The organism is Burkholderia sp. Ac-20345 (genome assembly GCF_017104825.1).
GTDB classification, from domain to species: Bacteria; Pseudomonadota; Gammaproteobacteria; order Burkholderiales; family Burkholderiaceae; genus Burkholderia; species Burkholderia lata_B.
Genome location: NZ_JAAGPO010000063.1, coordinates 18,744 through 34,764 on the forward strand (window position 1 = coordinate 18,744; position 16,021 = coordinate 34,764).

Here is a 16,021-nt window from a genome sequence, read left to right on the forward strand (position 1 = left end):
TTCAAATCACTTCGCCCGGAACACGATCCGCGCACGAGACAGATCGTAAGGCGTCAACTCAACCGTCACCTTGTCGCCGGGCAGAATGCGGATGTAGTGCATCCGCATCTTTCCGGAAATATGCCCCAACACGACATGGCCGTTTTCCAGCTTCACACGGAAGGTCGCATTCGGGAGGTTTTCGATCACCTCACCCTGCATCTGGATTACATCGTCTTTGGCCATAGTCCTTTCAACGCGTCGGGATGTTGCCGCCCTTGAAGTTTGCCTTCTTGAGCAGAGACTCATACTGTTGCGACATAACGTACGACTGCACCTGCGCCATAAAGTCCATCGTGACGACGACAATGATCAGCAGCGACGTTCCACCAAAATAAAACGGCACGTTCCAGCGCAGCACCAGAAACTCCGGCAGCAGACACACGAAGACGATGTAGATCGCACCGGCCAGCGTCAGACGCGTGAGGATGCGGTCGATATATCGTGCGGTCTGATCGCCCGGACGGATGCCCGGAACAAACGCGCCGCTTTTCTTCAGGTTGTCCGCGGTTTCCCTGCTGTTGAACACCAGCGCGGTGTAGAAGAAGCAGAAAAACACGATTGCCAGCGTGTACAGCAGCACATAGACCGGCTGGCCCGGCTTAAGCGCTTCCGCAACGTTATGCAACGTATTGGAAATCCAGCTTCCCGTCGGCTGACCGGTACTGAACCAGCCGAGAATCGTTGCCGGGAACAGAATGATCGACGATGCGAAGATCGGCGGAATCACACCCGACATGTTCAGCTTCAGCGGCAGATGCGACGACTGCCCACCGTAGATCTTGTTGCCGACCTGGCGCTTCGCGTAGTTCACGAGGATCTTGCGCTGACCGCGTTCGATGAACACGACCAGGTAAGTCACCGCGGCGATCAGAACGACGATGATGATCGCCGAAATGATGCTCATCGAACCCGTACGCACCAGCTCGAACAACCCACCGACGGCATTCGGGAACCCTGCTGCGATCCCGCCGAAGATGATGATCGAGATACCGTTGCCCAGACCACGCTCGGTAATCTGCTCGCCGAGCCACATCAGGAACATCGTGCCGGTAACCAGCGTCACGACCGTCGTCAGACGGAACAGCATGCCGGGATCGGTGACGAGGCCCGGCTGGTTTTCCAGCGCAGCCGCGATACCGAAAGCCTGGAAGGTCGCGAGCACCACGGTGAAATACCGCGTGTACTGCGTGATCTTCCGTTGCCCTGCCTGCCCTTCCTTCTTCAGCGCCTCGAGCTGCGGCGATACGATCGCCAGCAACTGCATGATGATCGACGCCGAGATGTACGGCATGATCCCCAGCGCAAAGATCGTGAAGCGGGAAAGCGCGCCACCCGAGAACATGTTGAACATGCCCAGGATGCCGCCCGCCTGGCTCTGGAACAGCTTAGCCAGTTGATCCGGATCGATGCCCGGCACGGGAATGTGCGCGCCGATGCGATAGACGATCAGCGCCAGGAGCAGGAACATCGCTCGCCGACGCAGATCGCCGAATTTCGCCGTGCTTCGACCGGGTTTTGCAAGACTCGGGCTGTTAGCCAAGTACCTTCTCCGATGAATGCAAGTGACGACGCGCTACGCGTGTCACTCGGCGAACGAACCGCCGGCCGCTTCGATCGCAGCGCGCGCACCCTTGGTGGCACCGAGACCCTTCACGACGATCTTGCGCTTCAGTTCGCCCGTCGCGATGATCTTTGCGCTCTTCGTCAGCTCGCCGACCAGGCCGGCTTGCTTCAGTGCGAGCAGATCGATCTCGTCGACCGGCAGCTTCTCGAGGTCGCTCAGGCGCACTTCACCGACGAATTCCTTCGTCAGCGACGTGAAGCCGCGCTTCGGCAGACGACGTTGCAGCGGCATCTGACCGCCTTCGAAACCGACTTTGTGGAAGCCGCCCGAACGCGATTTCTGACCCTTGTGACCACGGCCAGCCGTCTTGCCGAGGCCCGAACCGATGCCACGGCCGACGCGACGCTTGGCGTGCTTGGCGCCAGCTGCCGGCTTCAGGTTATTCAATTCCATATCAACTCCTTGATCCGTAGGGCCGCTTACGCGATGACCTTAACGAGGTACGAGACCTTGTTGATCATGCCGCGGACCGCCGGCGTGTCCTGAAGCTCGCTGACCGAGTTGAGTCGGCGCAGGCCCAGGCCACGCACGGTCGCGCGGTGCGATTCGCGGGTCCCGATCAGGCTCTTAACGAGCTGAACCTTGACAGTTTTTTCAGACATGGTGACCACCCGGGCTTAGCCCAAAATTTCTTCGACGGACTTGCCGCGCTTCGCCGCGATGTCTGCCGGGGTGGACTGCTTGCGCAGACCGTCCAGCGTGGCGCGAACGAGGTTGTACGGGTTCGTCGAACCGTGGCTCTTTGCCACGACGTTCTGAACGCCCATCACGTCGAACACTGCGCGCATCGGGCCGCCGGCGATCACGCCCGTACCTGCCTTCGCCGGAGCGAGGAGGACAGCGGATGCGCCATGCTTGCCGTGCACTTCGTGCTGCAACGTGCCGTTCTTGAGCGGCACCTTGAACATGTTGCGACGAGCTTGTTCCATTGCCTTCTGGACAGCGACCGGCACTTCCTTCGCCTTGCCCTTGCCCATACCGATACGGCCATCACCGTCGCCAACCACGGTCAGTGCGGCGAAGCCGAGAATACGGCCACCCTTCACGACCTTGGTCACGCGATTGACCGAAATCATCTTTTCACGAAGGCCGTCGTCGCGCTCGTCAGCCTGAACTTTCGCTTGCATCTTTGCCATGACGAATTCCTTCCTTAGAACTTGAGCCCAGCTTCGCGAGCTGCCTCAGCCAGCGCCTTGACGCGGCCGTGGTAGCGGAAGCCCGAGCGGTCGAAGGCGACGGATTCGATGCCGGCAGCCTTTGCCTTCTCGGCAATACGCTTGCCGATCAGCGTCGCGGCATTAACGTTGCCGCCCTTGCCCGACTTGTCGGCCAGTTCAGCGCGCACTTCAGCTTCGAGCGTCGACGCGCTGGCGAGCACCTTGGTGCCGCAGGGCGAGAACACTTGAGCGTAGATGTGCGTGTTCGTGCGATGCACGGCGAGACGCGCGACCTGCAGCTCAGCGATCTTGATACGCGTCTGGCGAGCGCGGCGCAGGCGAGATTGAGTCTTATCCATGATTGCGCACCCTTACTTCTTCTTCGTTTCTTTGAGGATCACAACCTCGTCGGAATAGCGCACACCCTTGCCCTTGTACGGCTCAGGCGGACGGTAACCGCGGACTTCCGCAGCCACTTGACCGACTTGTTGCTTGTTGATCCCCTTGATCACGATTTCGGTTTGCGTCGGGGTTTCTGCCTTGACGCCTTCCGGCATCTGGTGCACCACCGGGTGCGAGAAACCCAGCGACAGGTTCAGCTTGTCGCCTTGCGCTTGTGCACGATAACCGACGCCAACCAGCGTCAGCTTGCGCTCGAAACCCTTGGTCACGCCGTGCACGGCATTCGCGATAATCGCGCGCATCGTGCCCGACAGTGCATTTGCTTCGCGGCTTTCGTTCACCGGCGACAGGTTCAGCGTGCCGTCGTTGTTCGCCACGTTCACGAGCGGATTGATCGCTTGCGTGATGGTGCCCAGCGGGCCCTTGACGGTGATTGCACCGTCGGCCAGCTTGACTTCCGCGCCTTGCAGCGCGATCGGGCTCTTACCTACTCGAGACATGTTTCTCTCTCCTCGGCTTTAAGCGACGTAGCAGATGACTTCGCCGCCGACGCCGGTAGCGCGCGCCTTGCGGTCGGTCATCACGCCCTTCGGCGTCGACACGATTGCCACACCGAGGCCATTCATGACCTGCGGAATGTCGTTACGGCCGCGGTACACGCGCAGGCCAGGCTTCGACACGCGTTCGATGCGTTCGATGACCGGACGGCCAGCGTAGTACTTCAGCGCGATATTCAGTTCGGACTTCGCACCTTCCGCCTTAACGGCGAAATCGTCGATATAGCCTTCGTCTTTCAGGACTTGCGCGATTGCAACCTTGACTTTCGACGAGGGCATCGACACCGATACCTTCTCGACCATCTGCCCATTGCGGATGCGAGTCAGCATATCGGCGATAGGATCACTCATGCTCATTTACGTTTCTCCTATTACCAGCTCGCCTTGGTCAGGCCAGGAATCTCGCCACGGAATGCGATTTCACGAATCTTGTTACGCGCGAGGCCGAATTTACGGAACGTGCCACGCGGACGGCCCGTGATCGCGCAGCGGTTACGCTGGCGGGTCGGGTTTGCGTTGCGGGGCAGTTGCTGCAGCTCAAGGCGTGCTTCGTAGCGCTCTTCTTCCGACTTGCTTTGGTCTTCGACGATCGCCTTCAGCGCATCGCGCTTTGCTGCGAACTTCGCGACCAGGCGGGCGCGCTTCTTTTCACGTTCGATCAGTGCCAGTTTAGCCACGGTAACCTCAGTTTCTGAACGGGAACTTGAAGCTGGCGAGCAGAGCCTTTGCTTCGTCGTCGGTCTTCGCAGTCGTCGTGATGCTGATGTTCAGCCCACGCAGTGCGTCGATCTTGTCGTAGTCGATTTCGGGGAAAATGATCTGCTCTTTCACACCGATGTTGTAGTTGCCACGGCCATCGAAAGCACGACCCGACACACCGCGGAAGTCACGCACGCGGGGCAGCGCAACCGTCACGAAACGGTCGAGGAATTCGTACATCGCTTGGCCACGCAGCGTCACCATCGCGCCGATCGGGTAGCCCTGGCGGATCTTGAAGCCTGCGATTGCCTTGCGCGCCTTCGTCACGACCGGCTTCTGACCAGCGATCTTCGTGAGGTCGCCGACGGCGTTCTCGATGATCTTCTTGTCAGCGATCGCTTCGCCAAGACCCATGTTCAGCGTGATCTTGGTGATGCGCGGCACTTCCATGACCGACTTGTAACCGAACTTCTCGATCAGGCCGGGCACAACCTTTTCTTTGTAAAACTCTTGAAAACGAGCCATTTTTTACTCCGCTGCGTCAGGCGCTCAGTACAGCACCGGTCGTCTTCAGGAAGCGAACCTTCTTGCCTTCCTCGACCTTGATGCCAACACGCGACGCCTTGCCATTCGCGTCGACCAGTGCGACGTTCGAAATATGCAGGGGCATCGTCTTCGCTTCCACGCCACCCGTCGTACCCTTCATCGGGTTCGGCTTCACATGCTTCTTGACGAGGTTGATACCTTCAACCGTCACATGCTCTGCACCGACAGCCAGCACGACGCCGCGCTTGCCCTTGTCCTTGCCAGTGACGATGATGACTTCGTCACCTTTGCGAATCTTGTTCATCGCGACTCCTTACAGCACTTCCGGCGCCAGCGAAACGATCTTCATGAATCGTTCGCTACGCAGCTCACGCGTCACCGGCCCGAAGATACGGGTGCCGATCGGCTCGAGCTTGTTATTCAAAAGCACAGCGGCGTTGCCGTCGAACTTGATCAGCGAGCCGTCTTGACGGCGCACGCCCTTGGCGGTGCGAACCACCACGGCGTTGTAAATTTCGCCTTTCTTCACGCGCCCGCGCGGCGTTGCCTCTTTGACGCTCACCTTGATGATGTCGCCAATGCCGGCATAACGACGCTTCGAGCCGCCGAGCACCTTGATGCACAGAACTTCACGTGCACCCGTGTTGTCGGCTACTTCGAGCCGAGATTCGGTCTGGATCATGGTTTGTCTTTCCCAACTTAATCCGGATGCACCACCATGATGCACTCGGTCAGTCTTGGTCCCGTCAGCCAATCGGCTGCTTGGGTTGGAACAGCAGCGACGGCAAACGAAACCCGCCATCGCAATTCGGTGAATCTTTCGGACAGGCAGGCGCCAGTCCGCTTCCCCCACCAACTTCGCCCGCGACGGGGCTCCCATAAAGAGGGAAGACCAGGATTATAACAAATAATCCTGGTCACGCAAGCAAATACTTTGCGATTTCAAGCACTTCGCGGAGAAGTGCCTGTTACTGCCTACTGCGCTACCCGCTTAGATGACGCGAGCTGCTTCGACGAGGCGCGACACCGTCCAGGCCTTCGTCTTCGAAACAGGACGAGTTTCCTGGATTTCGACGAGATCGCCTTCGTTGTAGGTGTTCGCTTCATCGTGCGCGTGGTACTTCTTCGAGCGCACGACATACTTGCCGTAGATCGGGTGCTTGACGCGGTGCTCGATCAGCACGGTGACGGTCTTGTCCATCTTGTTGCTGACGACCCGACCGACCAGCGTCCGCTTCAGCGAGGTTTTCACGCTATCGTTCATTTCTGGTTCGCCTTCTGAGTCATGACGGTCCGCACACGTGCGATGTCGCGACGAACCTTCTTCAGCTGGCTCGTGTTCGTGAGCTGCTGGGTCGCGAGTTGCATGCGCAGGCCGAATTGCGCCTTCAGCAGGTCCGCCAGCTCCTTGTTGAGCGCGGCCTGGTCTTTCTGGAGAAGTTCGGAAGCCTTCATATTTTCTCCTTAGGCGCCGAGCTGGCGCACGATGAACGCCGTCTTCAGCGGCAGCTTGGCTGCAGCCAGACGGAACGCTTCGCGTGCCAGTTCTTCGGTTACGCCGTCCATTTCATAGAGCATCTTGCCCGGCTGAATCTCGGCGACGTAGTACTCCGGGTTACCCTTACCGTTACCCATACGTACTTCGGCCGGCTTCTGCGAAATCGGCTTGTCCGGGAAGATCCGGATCCAGATGCGGCCGCCACGCTTGATGTGACGCGTCATTGCACGACGCGCCGCTTCAATCTGGCGTGCGGTCAAACGACCGCGACCGATAGCCTTCAGGCCGAATTCACCGAACGACACTGCGTTGCCGCGCGTCGCCTTGCCGGTGTTACGACCCTTCTGCTCTTTACGATACTTTCTGCGTTTCGGTTGCAGCATCGTTATTCTCCAGTCTTGCCGTCTTCGGGCTTGCCGGCGCCACGGCGCGGTGCGCCACGACGAGCACCCGGAGCGCCGCCTTCGCCGTCACGGCGCGGACGACGGTCGCCCGGACGCGCATTGCGACGCGGACGCTTGTCTTCGGCTACTTCTTCCACCACCGGTGCGTCGTTGCGGCCGAGCGTATCGCCCTTGTAAACCCACACCTTGACGCCGATGATCCCGTAGGTCGTCTTCGCTTCCGAAGTCGCGTAGTCGATGTCGGCACGCAGCGTGTGAAGGGGCACGCGACCTTCGCGATACCACTCCGTACGAGCGATTTCGATACCGTTCAGGCGGCCTGCGCTCATGATCTTGATGCCCTGGGCACCCAGACGCATCGCGTTCTGCATCGCACGCTTCATCGCGCGACGGAACATGATCCGGCGCTCGAGCTGTTGCGTGATCGAGTCAGCGATCAGCTGAGCATCGGTTTCCGGCTTGCGGATTTCTTCGATGTTGACGTGAACCGGAACGCCCATGCGGCGTTGCAGTTCCGTCTTCAGCTGCTCGATATCCTCGCCCTTCTTGCCGATGACCACACCCGGACGCGAGCTGTAAATCGTGATGCGCGCGTTCTTCGCCGGACGCTCGATGACGACCCGACCGACCGAAGCGTTCTTCAGCTTCTTCTTCAGGTATTCACGAACACCGATGTCTTCCTGCAGCATCGCCGCGAAATTGTTGTTGTTCGCGTACCAACGCGAAGCCCAATTGCGGCTGACAGCCAGGCGGAAGCCAGTCGGATGAATTTTCTGTCCCATCGTATGGCTCCTTAATTCCCGACCGTCACAGTGATGTGACAGGATTGCTTCTCGATGCGGTTACCGCGGCCCTTGGCGCGCGCGGTGAAACGCTTGAGCGATGCAGCCTTGTCGACGTAGATGCTCTTGATCTTGAGCTCGTCGATATCGGCGCCTTCGTTGTGCTCCGCATTCGCGATTGCCGACAGCACAACCTTCTTCACGATGCCAGCCGCTTTCTTCGGCGAGAACGTCAGAACGTTCAGCGCCTTGTCGACCGGCAAACCGCGGATCTGGTCAGCCACAAGGCGCGTTTTCTGCGCCGAGATGCGGGCACCGCGATGAATTGCTTTCACTTCCATCTTGATTGCCCCTTATTTCTTGGCCTTCTTGTCGGCTGCGTGACCCTTGAACGTACGGGTCAGTGCGAACTCGCCAAGCTTGTGGCCGACCATGTTTTCCGAGATGTACACCGGAACGTGTTGACGGCCGTTGTGAACAGCGATCGTCAGGCCGATGAAATCCGGCAGAATCGTCGAGCGACGCGACCAGGTCTTGATCGGCTTTTTGTCGCGCGAAGCTGCAGCCGCCTCAACTTTCTTCAGCAAATGGGCGTCGCAGAACGGACCTTTTTTAACAGAACGTGCCATTGCCTACTCCTTAACGCTTGTGACGGCGCTGGACGATCATCGTCGTCGTGCGCTTGTTGCTACGGGTGCGATAACCCTTAGCCGGCGTACCCCACGGGCTAACCGGATCGCGACCTGCAGCCGTCTTGCCCTCACCACCACCGTGCGGGTGATCAACCGGGTTCATCGCAACGCCACGCACCGTCGGGCGGATACCGCGCCAGCGGTTCGCGCCAGCCTTGCCGATCTGGCGCAGGCTATGCTCTTCGTTGCCGACTTCACCGATCGTTGCACGGCACTCGATGTGCACGCGGCGGATTTCGCCCGAACGCAGACGAACCTGCGCGTAGACGCCTTCACGTGCGAGCAGCATGGCCGACGTACCAGCCGAACGCGCCATTTGCGCGCCCTTGCCCGGCAGCATCTCGATGCAGTGGATCGTCGTACCGACCGGAATGTTGCGGATCGGCAGCGTGTTGCCTGCACGGATCGGCGCTTCCGAACCCGACATCAGCTGTTGGCCGACCGTCAGGCCCTTCGGGGCGATGATGTAGCGACGTTCGCCGTCTGCGTAGAGCACCAGCGCGATGTTCGCGCTACGGTTCGGGTCGTACTCGAGACGCTCGACCTTTGCCGGGATGCCATCCTTCGTGCGACGGAAATCGACGATACGATAGTGTTGCTTGTGACCACCACCCTTGTGACGCGTGGTGATACGACCGTTGTTGTTACGGCCGGCGGTCGAGCTCTGCGAGTCGAGCAGTGCCGCGAACGGCTTGCCCTGGTGCAGGTTCTTGTTGACCACCTTGACCATCGCGCGGCGACCCGGCGATGTCGGCTTAACTTTAACGATTGCCATGATTACTTGGCCTCCGCTTCAAAGTTGATTTCCTGGCCGGGCTTCAGGCAAACGTACGCCTTCTTCACGTCCTTGCGGCGGCCCATCGAACGGCCAAAGCGCTTTTGCTTGCCCTTCTGAACCAGCACGTTGACGGAATCAACTTCAACCTTGAACAGCAGCTCGACAGCTGCCTTCACTTCCTGCTTCGTGGCATCCGGTGCGACTTCGAACACGACTTGCTCGTTCTTGTCGGCAACCAGCGTCGCCTTTTCCGAGATCACCGGCGCGAGCAGGACCTGCATCAAACGATGATCGTTCTTGCGAATCTCGCTCATGACAGCAACTCCTCGATCTGGGCGACCGCAGCCTTCGTGACCAGCACTTTCTTGAAGTAGATCAGCGACAGCGGGTCAGCGTAGCGCGGCTCGACAATCGCCACGTGCGGCAGGTTGCGCGAAGCCAGGTACAGGTTCTCGTCGACCGTATCCGTAATGATCAGCACGGAGTCGAGACCCATGGTCTTGAATTTTTCGGCCAGCAGCTTGGTCTTCGGCGCTTCGAGGATGATGTCCTCGACGACCGACAGACGGCCTTCACGGGCCAGCTGCGAGAAGATCGAGCAGAGACCTGCGCGATGCATCTTCTTGTTGACCTTGTGCGAGAAGTTTTCTTCCGGCGAATTCGGGAAGATACGACCACCGCCACGCCACAACGGGCTCGACGACATACCGGCACGAGCGCGGCCCGTACCCTTCTGGCGCCACGGCTTCTTCGTCGTGTGCTTGACTTGCTCACGGTCCTTCTGTGCGCGGTTACCCTGGCGAGCATTCGCCTGGTAAGCGACGACGACCTGGTGGATCAGTGCTTCGTTGTAGTCACGACCGAACACGACGTCCGATGCGTTGACCACTGCACCTTCCTGACCATTTTCGTTCAGGAGCTTGAGTTCCATTATTTCGCCCCCTTGGTCTTGACGGCCGGCGTCACGAAGACCTTGCCGCCCTTCGCGCCCGGAATCGCACCCTTCACGAGCAGCAGCTTGCGCTCTGCGTCGATACGAGCGATTTCGAGGTTCTGCACCGTCACCGTCACGTCACCCATGTGACCCGTCATGCGTTTACCCGGGAAAACACGACCCGGATCCTGCGCCATACCGATCGAGCCCGGCACGTTGTGCGAGCGCGAGTTACCGTGCGTAGCACGGCCGGAGGAGAAGTTGTAACGCTTGATCGTACCGGCGTAGCCCTTACCGATCGACACGCCTTGCACGTCGACCTTCTGGCCCACTTCGAAAAGATCAGCACCGACCACGGCGCCATTCGACAGCTCAGCTGCCTTGGCCGCGTCAATGCGGAATTCCTTGAGGATTTCACCGGCTTCGACACCGGCTTTGGCGAGATGACCTGCCAGCGGCTTCGTCACGCGCGAGGCACGACGGGAGCCGAATGCAACCTGCACGGCCGTGTAGCCGTCGGTTTCAACAGTCTTGATCTGCGTCACGCGGTTGTCCGACACGTCCAGCACGGTGACGGGAATCGAATCCCCTTCCGCCGTGAAGATACGGGTCATGCCAACCTTGCGACCTACGAGTCCAAGGCTCATCATTTTCTCCATTCCCGACTGCGATTGGTCGGGGCTGATTTACAAAATGCCGGGCACGCAAGGCCCAACTTTTTTACGCGAATACGCGAAAAGCCAAGCATTATAGCCCGCCTTCGCGTTTTCCGCAAGCAATCAAAGACTTAGCGCCGCCCGGCAAGCCGATTGGCGCTGGAAGCCTTACTGCAGCTTGATTTCCACGTCGACGCCAGCCGGCAGATCGAGCTTCATCAGCGCGTCAACCGTCTTGTCGGTCGGATCGACGATGTCCATCAGGCGCTGGTGGGTACGGATTTCGAGCTGATCGCGCGACGTCTTGTTGACGTGCGGCGAACGCAGGATGTCAAAACGCTGAATGCGCGTCGGCAGCGGCACCGGGCCACGGACGATTGCGCCAGTCCGCTTTGCGGTATCGACGATTTCGGCAGCCGATTGATCGATCAGACGATAGTCGAAAGCCTTCAGGCGAATGCGGATTTTCTGTTGCTGCATGACAATTCCCTGGAAAGAGCGAGGCGATGTTGCATCGCCGAACACTAAAAGAACGTGAAACATGACGCCTGCGGGGAGCGAGACATCAGGTTCCGGACGGTACTTCCACTACTAAGCCCGCGATTCTACACGAAATTCTGGAGCGATGGTGCGAACTTCTCGCCCCGCGCTTCGGCGTGGCGGAAAAACAAAACCGGGTGCCAGCGCAAGCTGGACACCCGGTTTCGACGGTACGGACTGCATACCGCGGAATCGCGGACCCCGTAGGGATCCGCGGATCGTCGATATTACTCGATGATCTTGGCGACGACGCCGGCGCCGACCGTACGGCCGCCTTCGCGGATTGCGAAGCGCAGACCTTCTTCCATCGCGATCGGAGCAATCAGCTTCACCGTGATCGACACGTTGTCGCCCGGCATCACCATTTCCTTGTCCTTCGGCAGCTCGATCGAGCCCGTCACGTCCGTCGTACGGAAGTAGAACTGCGGACGGTAGTTGTTGAAGAACGGCGTGTGACGGCCGCCTTCGTCCTTGCTCAGCACGTACACTTCAGCCGTGAAGTGCGTGTGCGGCGTGATCGAACCCGGCTTCGCCAGAACCTGGCCACGCTCCACGTCTTCACGCTTCGTGCCGCGCAGCAGGATACCAACGTTGTCGCCTGCTTGACCTTGGTCCAGCAGCTTGCGGAACATTTCAACGCCCGTGCAGGTCGTCTTCACCGTCGGCTTGATACCGACGATTTCGATTTCTTCGCCGACCTTCACGATGCCGCGCTCGACGCGACCCGTCACAACCGTACCACGGCCCGAGATCGAGAACACGTCTTCCACCGGCATCAGGAACGCGCCGTCAACTGCACGCTCCGGCGTCGGGATGTACGTGTCCAGCGCGTCGGCCAGGCTCATGATCGCCACTTCGCCCAGCTCGCCCGTGTCGCCTTCCAGCGCCAGCTTTGCCGAACCCTTCACGATCGGCGTGTCGTCGCCCGGGAAGTCGTACTTCGACAGGAGTTCGCGAACTTCCATCTCGACCAGCTCGAGCAGTTCAGCGTCGTCCACCATGTCGCACTTATTCAGGAACACGATGATGTACGGAACGCCAACCTGACGCGCCAGCAGGATGTGCTCACGCGTTTGCGGCATCGGGCCGTCTGCTGCCGAGCAAACCAGGATCGCGCCGTCCATCTGCGCTGCGCCCGTGATCATGTTCTTCACATAGTCAGCGTGGCCCGGGCAGTCGACGTGTGCGTAGTGGCGGTTAGCCGTTTCGTACTCGACGTGTGCCGTGTTGATCGTGATGCCGCGCGCCTTTTCTTCCGGTGCCGCGTCGATCTGGTCGTATGCCTTCGCTTCGCCGCCGAACTTCTTCGTCAGAACCGTCGTGATCGCTGCCGTCAGCGTCGTCTTGCCGTGGTCAACGTGACCAATCGTACCAACGTTCACGTGCGGCTTGGTCCGCTCGAATTTACCTTTTGCCATGATTCTCTTCTTTCAAAAATAATCGATTGTGATAACGAATTACTTCGTCTTCGCGCTGATGATCGCTTCTGCAACGTTCTTCGGAGCTTCAGCGTAGTGCTTGAATTCCATCGTGTACGTTGCGCGACCCTGCGTCAGCGAACGCAGCGACGTCGAGTAGCCGAACATTTCCGACAGCGGCACTTCGGCGCGCACGATCTTGCCGCCGCCAACCATGTCGTCCATACCCTGGATGATGCCGCGACGACCCGACAGGTCGCCCATCACGTTACCCATGAAGTCTTCCGGCGTTTCCACTTCCACGGCCATCATCGGCTCGAGCAGAACCGGATCCGCACGACGCATCGCTTCCTTGAACGCCATCGAACCGGCCATGCGGAACGCATTTTCGTTCGAGTCGACGTCGTGGTACGAACCGAACGTCAGCGTGACCTTCACGTCGACAACCGGGAAGCCAGCCAGCACGCCGCTCTTCAGCGTTTCCTGGATACCCTTGTCAACCGACGGGATGTATTCACGCGGAATCACGCCGCCCTTGATCGCGTCGACGAACTCGTAGCCCTTGCCCAGTTCGCTGCGCTCGAGCGTAATGACCGCATGGCCGTACTGACCACGACCACCCGACTGCTTGACGAACTTGCCTTCGACATCGGCAGCCGACTTGCGAATGGTTTCGCGGTATGCCACCTGCGGCTTGCCGACGGTCGCTTCCACGCCGAATTCGCGCTTCATCCGGTCGACCAGAATTTCGAGGTGGAGCTCGCCCATGCCCGAAATGATGGTTTGACCCGATTCTTCGTCGGTCTGCACGCGGAACGACGGATCTTCCTGAGCGAGACGGTTGAGCGCCAGGCCCATCTTTTCCTGGTCAGCCTTCGTCTTCGGCTCGACGGCCTGCGAAATCACCGGCTCCGGGAAAATCATGCGTTCGAGCACGATCGGATGTGCCGGATCGCACAGCGTGTCGCCCGTGGTCGCTTCCTTCAGGCCGACCGCAGCAGCGATGTCGCCTGCGCGAACTTCCTTGATTTCTTCGCGCTGGTTCGCGTGCATCTGCAGAATACGGCCGAGACGTTCCTTCTTGTCCTTGGTCGCATTGAGCAGCGTGTCGCCCGAATTGACGACGCCCGAGTAGACGCGGAAGAAGATCAGCTGGCCGACGAACGGGTCGGTCATGATCTTGAACGCGAGTGCCGAGAACTTCTCGTCGTCGGACGCACGGCGTTCCGTCTTCTCGCCATTTTCGAGTTCACCCGTAACCGGCGGGATGTCGATCGGCGACGGCAGGAAATCGATCACGGCGTCGAGCATACGCTGCACGCCCTTGTTCTTGAATGCGGTACCGCACAGCATCGGCTGAATTTCGCACGCGATCGTACGGTCACGCAGACCCTTCAAGATCTCGGCTTCGGCCAGGTCGCCCGCTTCGAGATACTGATTCATCAGCTCTTCGCTCGACTCGGCAGCCGCTTCGACCATCTTTTCACGCCATTCATTGCACGTGTCGACGAGTTCCGCCGGGATGTCCACGTAGTCGAACTTGGTACCTTGCGATGCCTCGTCCCAAATGATCGCCTTCATCTTGATCAGGTCGACGACACCCTTGAAGCCTTCTTCCGCACCGATCGGCACCACGACCGGAACCGGGTTCGCCTTCAGGCGCAGACGGAGCTGGTCGTAGACCTTGAAGAAGTTCGCGCCGGTACGGTCCATCTTGTTGACGAACGCGAGACGGGGCACCTTGTACTTGTTCGCCTGGCGCCACACCGTTTCCGACTGCGGCTGCACGCCGCCCACTGCGCAATACACCATGCATGCGCCGTCGAGCACGCGCATCGAGCGCTCGACTTCAATCGTGAAGTCGACGTGGCCCGGGGTGTCGATGATGTTGATGCGGTGTTCCGGACGGTCGCCGGCCATACCCTTCCAGAAGGCGGTGGTAGCAGCGGACGTGATCGTGATGCCACGCTCCTGTTCCTGCTCCATCCAGTCCATCGTGGCTGCGCCGTCGTGGACTTCACCGATCTTGTGGTTCACACCGGTGTAAAACAGAATGCGCTCGGTCGTCGTCGTTTTGCCGGCGTCGATGTGAGCGCTAATACCGATATTGCGGTAGCGCTCGATAGGAGTCTTGCGAGCCACTTTGATCCTCTACTGGGATGGCACGATGCAGCGCCGCTGCATCATGCTTCAACACAAACGGGCGAGGCGCCTGAAAAGCGCACCCGCCCGGAATTTATTTCCGCTAAAAGCCCAGCCAGGCGCTTAGAAACGGAAATGCGAGAACGCGCGGTTGGCTTCTGCCATGCGGTGAACTTCGTCGCGCTTCTTCATCGCGCCGCCACGGCCTTCGGCCGCTTCGGAGAGTTCACCTGCCAGGCGCAGGGCCATCGACTTCTCGCTACGCTTCTTCGCAGCCTCACGCAGCCAGCGCATCGCCAATGCCATACGACGCGACGGGCGCACTTCGACCGGAACTTGATAGTTGGCACCACCAACGCGACGGCTCTTCACTTCGACCACCGGCTTGACGTTGTTGAGCGCAACCGTGAACACTTCCAGCGGGTCCTTGCCACCCTTGGTCTGGATTTGTTCGAATGCGCCATAAACGATGCGCTCTGCGACCGACTTCTTGCCGGACAGCATCAGCATGTTCATGAACTTGGCTACATCAACGTTACCGAACTTCGGATCCGGCAACACTTCCCGCTTGGGGACTTCGCGACGACGCGGCATGATTCTTCCTTTACTTGTTCAGTTGGAGCTGGTTCCAGCTCCGCGGCCACCAACAAACCCGATCACATCTTCACGACTAACCAGCTTGGCCGGGTGACCACTTACTCGACAGCACCGGCAATCCGGCACTCCCGCCTTGACCGCCCTACGGCGATCCCTGATCAAAAACTGCTTACTTGGCAGCCTTTGCACGCTTCGCGCCGTACTTCGAGCGCGCTTGCTTACGGTCCTTGACGCCCTGGGTATCCAGCGAGCCGCGAACCATGTGGTAACGCACACCCGGCAAGTCTTTCACACGGCCGCCGCGGATCAGCACAACCGAGTGTTCCTGCAGGTTGTGGCCTTCACCGCCGATGTACGAAATCACTTCGAAGCCGTTCGTCAGACGAACCTTGGCGACCTTACGGAGTGCCGAGTTCGGCTTCTTCGGCGTCGTCGTGTACACACGGGTGCACACGCCGCGACGCTGGGGGCAGTCCTGCAGGGCCGGGCTCTTGCTCTTCGTCGTTTCCGACTGACGGCCTTTGCGAACCAGTTGGTTGATGGTTGGCATTGT

The 16,021-nt window shown here is 59.5% G+C and carries 27 protein-coding genes; all 27 read right to left on the reverse strand.

All coding sequences use genetic code 11. From position 1 onward, the window contains the following. Positions 1-6: 6 nt before the first annotated feature. Positions 7-225: a translation initiation factor IF-1 gene (infA, locus tag G3O06_RS22600; RefSeq protein ID WP_004521905.1), complete on the reverse strand. Its 219-nt coding sequence runs from the start codon at positions 223-225 to the stop codon at positions 7-9. Positions 226-232: 7 nt separating this feature from the next. Further along, the gene (gene secY / locus G3O06_RS22605) at positions 233-1,582 is read right to left on the reverse strand and encodes a preprotein translocase subunit SecY (RefSeq protein ID WP_072443819.1); all 1,350 of its coding nucleotides are present in this window, start codon (positions 1,580-1,582) and stop codon (positions 233-235) included. A gap of 42 nt (positions 1,583-1,624) precedes the next feature. Next, the gene (rplO, locus tag G3O06_RS22610) at positions 1,625-2,059 is read right to left on the reverse strand and encodes a 50S ribosomal protein L15 (protein WP_006477180.1); all 435 of its coding nucleotides are present in this window, start codon (positions 2,057-2,059) and stop codon (positions 1,625-1,627) included. A 26-nt stretch (positions 2,060-2,085) separates the two neighbouring features. Next, the gene (rpmD, locus tag G3O06_RS22615) at positions 2,086-2,268 is read right to left on the reverse strand and encodes a 50S ribosomal protein L30 (protein WP_006400644.1); all 183 of its coding nucleotides are present in this window, start codon (positions 2,266-2,268) and stop codon (positions 2,086-2,088) included. A 15-nt stretch (positions 2,269-2,283) separates the two neighbouring features. Next, positions 2,284-2,802, reverse strand: coding sequence for a 30S ribosomal protein S5 (gene rpsE / locus G3O06_RS22620; RefSeq protein ID WP_006482895.1), 519 nt, complete (start codon positions 2,800-2,802; stop codon positions 2,284-2,286). A 14-nt stretch (positions 2,803-2,816) separates the two neighbouring features. After that, positions 2,817-3,182: a 50S ribosomal protein L18 gene (gene rplR, locus G3O06_RS22625; protein ID WP_006477183.1), complete on the reverse strand. Its 366-nt coding sequence runs from the start codon at positions 3,180-3,182 to the stop codon at positions 2,817-2,819. 12 nt (positions 3,183-3,194) lie between these two features. After that, positions 3,195-3,725, reverse strand: coding sequence for a 50S ribosomal protein L6 (gene rplF, locus G3O06_RS22630; protein ID WP_085042828.1), 531 nt, complete (start codon positions 3,723-3,725; stop codon positions 3,195-3,197). Positions 3,726-3,743: 18 nt separating this feature from the next. After that, the gene (gene rpsH / locus G3O06_RS22635) at positions 3,744-4,139 is read right to left on the reverse strand and encodes a 30S ribosomal protein S8 (protein WP_011350677.1); all 396 of its coding nucleotides are present in this window, start codon (positions 4,137-4,139) and stop codon (positions 3,744-3,746) included. A 14-nt stretch (positions 4,140-4,153) separates the two neighbouring features. Then, positions 4,154-4,459: a 30S ribosomal protein S14 gene (rpsN, locus tag G3O06_RS22640; protein WP_011350676.1), complete on the reverse strand. Its 306-nt coding sequence runs from the start codon at positions 4,457-4,459 to the stop codon at positions 4,154-4,156. A gap of 7 nt (positions 4,460-4,466) precedes the next feature. Then, positions 4,467-5,006, reverse strand: a complete 540-nt coding sequence (gene rplE, locus G3O06_RS22645; RefSeq protein WP_006477186.1) for a 50S ribosomal protein L5 — start codon at positions 5,004-5,006, stop codon at positions 4,467-4,469. Between the two features lie 16 nt (positions 5,007-5,022). Beyond that, positions 5,023-5,331 carry a 50S ribosomal protein L24 gene (gene rplX / locus G3O06_RS22650; protein ID WP_128841826.1) on the reverse strand — a complete coding sequence of 103 codons (309 nt, stop codon included), beginning with the start codon at positions 5,329-5,331 and terminating at the stop codon, positions 5,023-5,025. 9 nt (positions 5,332-5,340) lie between these two features. Next, on the reverse strand, positions 5,341-5,709 hold the full coding sequence (gene rplN, locus G3O06_RS22655) for a 50S ribosomal protein L14 (protein WP_006482918.1): 369 nt from the start codon (positions 5,707-5,709) through the stop codon (positions 5,341-5,343). Between the two features lie 309 nt (positions 5,710-6,018). Then, positions 6,019-6,291, reverse strand: coding sequence for a 30S ribosomal protein S17 (gene rpsQ, locus G3O06_RS22660; RefSeq protein ID WP_006477189.1), 273 nt, complete (start codon positions 6,289-6,291; stop codon positions 6,019-6,021). After that, entirely contained in the window at positions 6,288-6,482 is a 195-nt protein-coding gene (rpmC, locus tag G3O06_RS22665; RefSeq protein ID WP_006400652.1) for a 50S ribosomal protein L29, read from the reverse strand. Before rpmC ends, rpsQ begins: the two co-directional genes overlap by 4 nt. Positions 6,483-6,491: 9 nt before the next feature. Further along, positions 6,492-6,908, reverse strand: a complete 417-nt coding sequence (gene rplP, locus G3O06_RS22670) for a 50S ribosomal protein L16 (RefSeq protein WP_006482873.1) — start codon at positions 6,906-6,908, stop codon at positions 6,492-6,494. A 2-nt stretch (positions 6,909-6,910) separates the two neighbouring features. Next, positions 6,911-7,711, reverse strand: coding sequence for a 30S ribosomal protein S3 (rpsC, locus tag G3O06_RS22675; RefSeq protein WP_006482899.1), 801 nt, complete (start codon positions 7,709-7,711; stop codon positions 6,911-6,913). Positions 7,712-7,722: 11 nt separating this feature from the next. Next, complete coding sequence (rplV, locus tag G3O06_RS22680) at positions 7,723-8,052, reverse strand: 50S ribosomal protein L22 (RefSeq protein ID WP_004199272.1); 330 nt, start codon at positions 8,050-8,052, stop codon at positions 7,723-7,725. Between the two features lie 12 nt (positions 8,053-8,064). Next, positions 8,065-8,340 carry a 30S ribosomal protein S19 gene (rpsS, locus tag G3O06_RS22685; protein ID WP_004199273.1) on the reverse strand — a complete coding sequence of 92 codons (276 nt, stop codon included), beginning with the start codon at positions 8,338-8,340 and terminating at the stop codon, positions 8,065-8,067. A gap of 10 nt (positions 8,341-8,350) precedes the next feature. Beyond that, positions 8,351-9,178 (reverse strand): 50S ribosomal protein L2, encoded by an 828-nt coding sequence (gene rplB, locus G3O06_RS22690; protein ID WP_006482900.1) that lies wholly within the window; start codon positions 9,176-9,178, stop codon positions 8,351-8,353. A 2-nt stretch (positions 9,179-9,180) separates the two neighbouring features. Continuing rightward, positions 9,181-9,495: a 50S ribosomal protein L23 gene (gene rplW / locus G3O06_RS22695; protein ID WP_004199275.1), complete on the reverse strand. Its 315-nt coding sequence runs from the start codon at positions 9,493-9,495 to the stop codon at positions 9,181-9,183. After that, positions 9,492-10,112, reverse strand: a complete 621-nt coding sequence (gene rplD / locus G3O06_RS22700; protein WP_011350675.1) for a 50S ribosomal protein L4 — start codon at positions 10,110-10,112, stop codon at positions 9,492-9,494. The genes rplW and rplD overlap by 4 nt, the downstream gene beginning before the upstream one ends. Then, positions 10,112-10,762: a 50S ribosomal protein L3 gene (gene rplC, locus G3O06_RS22705; RefSeq protein WP_006482922.1), complete on the reverse strand. Its 651-nt coding sequence runs from the start codon at positions 10,760-10,762 to the stop codon at positions 10,112-10,114. The genes rplD and rplC overlap by 1 nt, the downstream gene beginning before the upstream one ends. Before the next feature lie 177 nt (positions 10,763-10,939). After that, entirely contained in the window at positions 10,940-11,251 is a 312-nt protein-coding gene (gene rpsJ, locus G3O06_RS22710; protein ID WP_004199280.1) for a 30S ribosomal protein S10, read from the reverse strand. Positions 11,252-11,538: 287 nt separating this feature from the next. Beyond that, entirely contained in the window at positions 11,539-12,729 is a 1,191-nt protein-coding gene (tuf, locus tag G3O06_RS22715) for an elongation factor Tu (RefSeq protein WP_011350666.1), read from the reverse strand. 39 nt (positions 12,730-12,768) lie between these two features. Then, positions 12,769-14,871, reverse strand: coding sequence for an elongation factor G (gene fusA, locus G3O06_RS22720; protein WP_122944197.1), 2,103 nt, complete (start codon positions 14,869-14,871; stop codon positions 12,769-12,771). A 123-nt stretch (positions 14,872-14,994) separates the two neighbouring features. After that, complete coding sequence (gene rpsG, locus G3O06_RS22725) at positions 14,995-15,465, reverse strand: 30S ribosomal protein S7 (RefSeq protein WP_006477195.1); 471 nt, start codon at positions 15,463-15,465, stop codon at positions 14,995-14,997. Positions 15,466-15,637: 172 nt separating this feature from the next. After that, positions 15,638-16,018 carry a 30S ribosomal protein S12 gene (gene rpsL, locus G3O06_RS22730; RefSeq protein ID WP_006400662.1) on the reverse strand — a complete coding sequence of 127 codons (381 nt, stop codon included), beginning with the start codon at positions 16,016-16,018 and terminating at the stop codon, positions 15,638-15,640. Between the last annotated feature and the right edge of the window lie 3 nt (positions 16,019-16,021).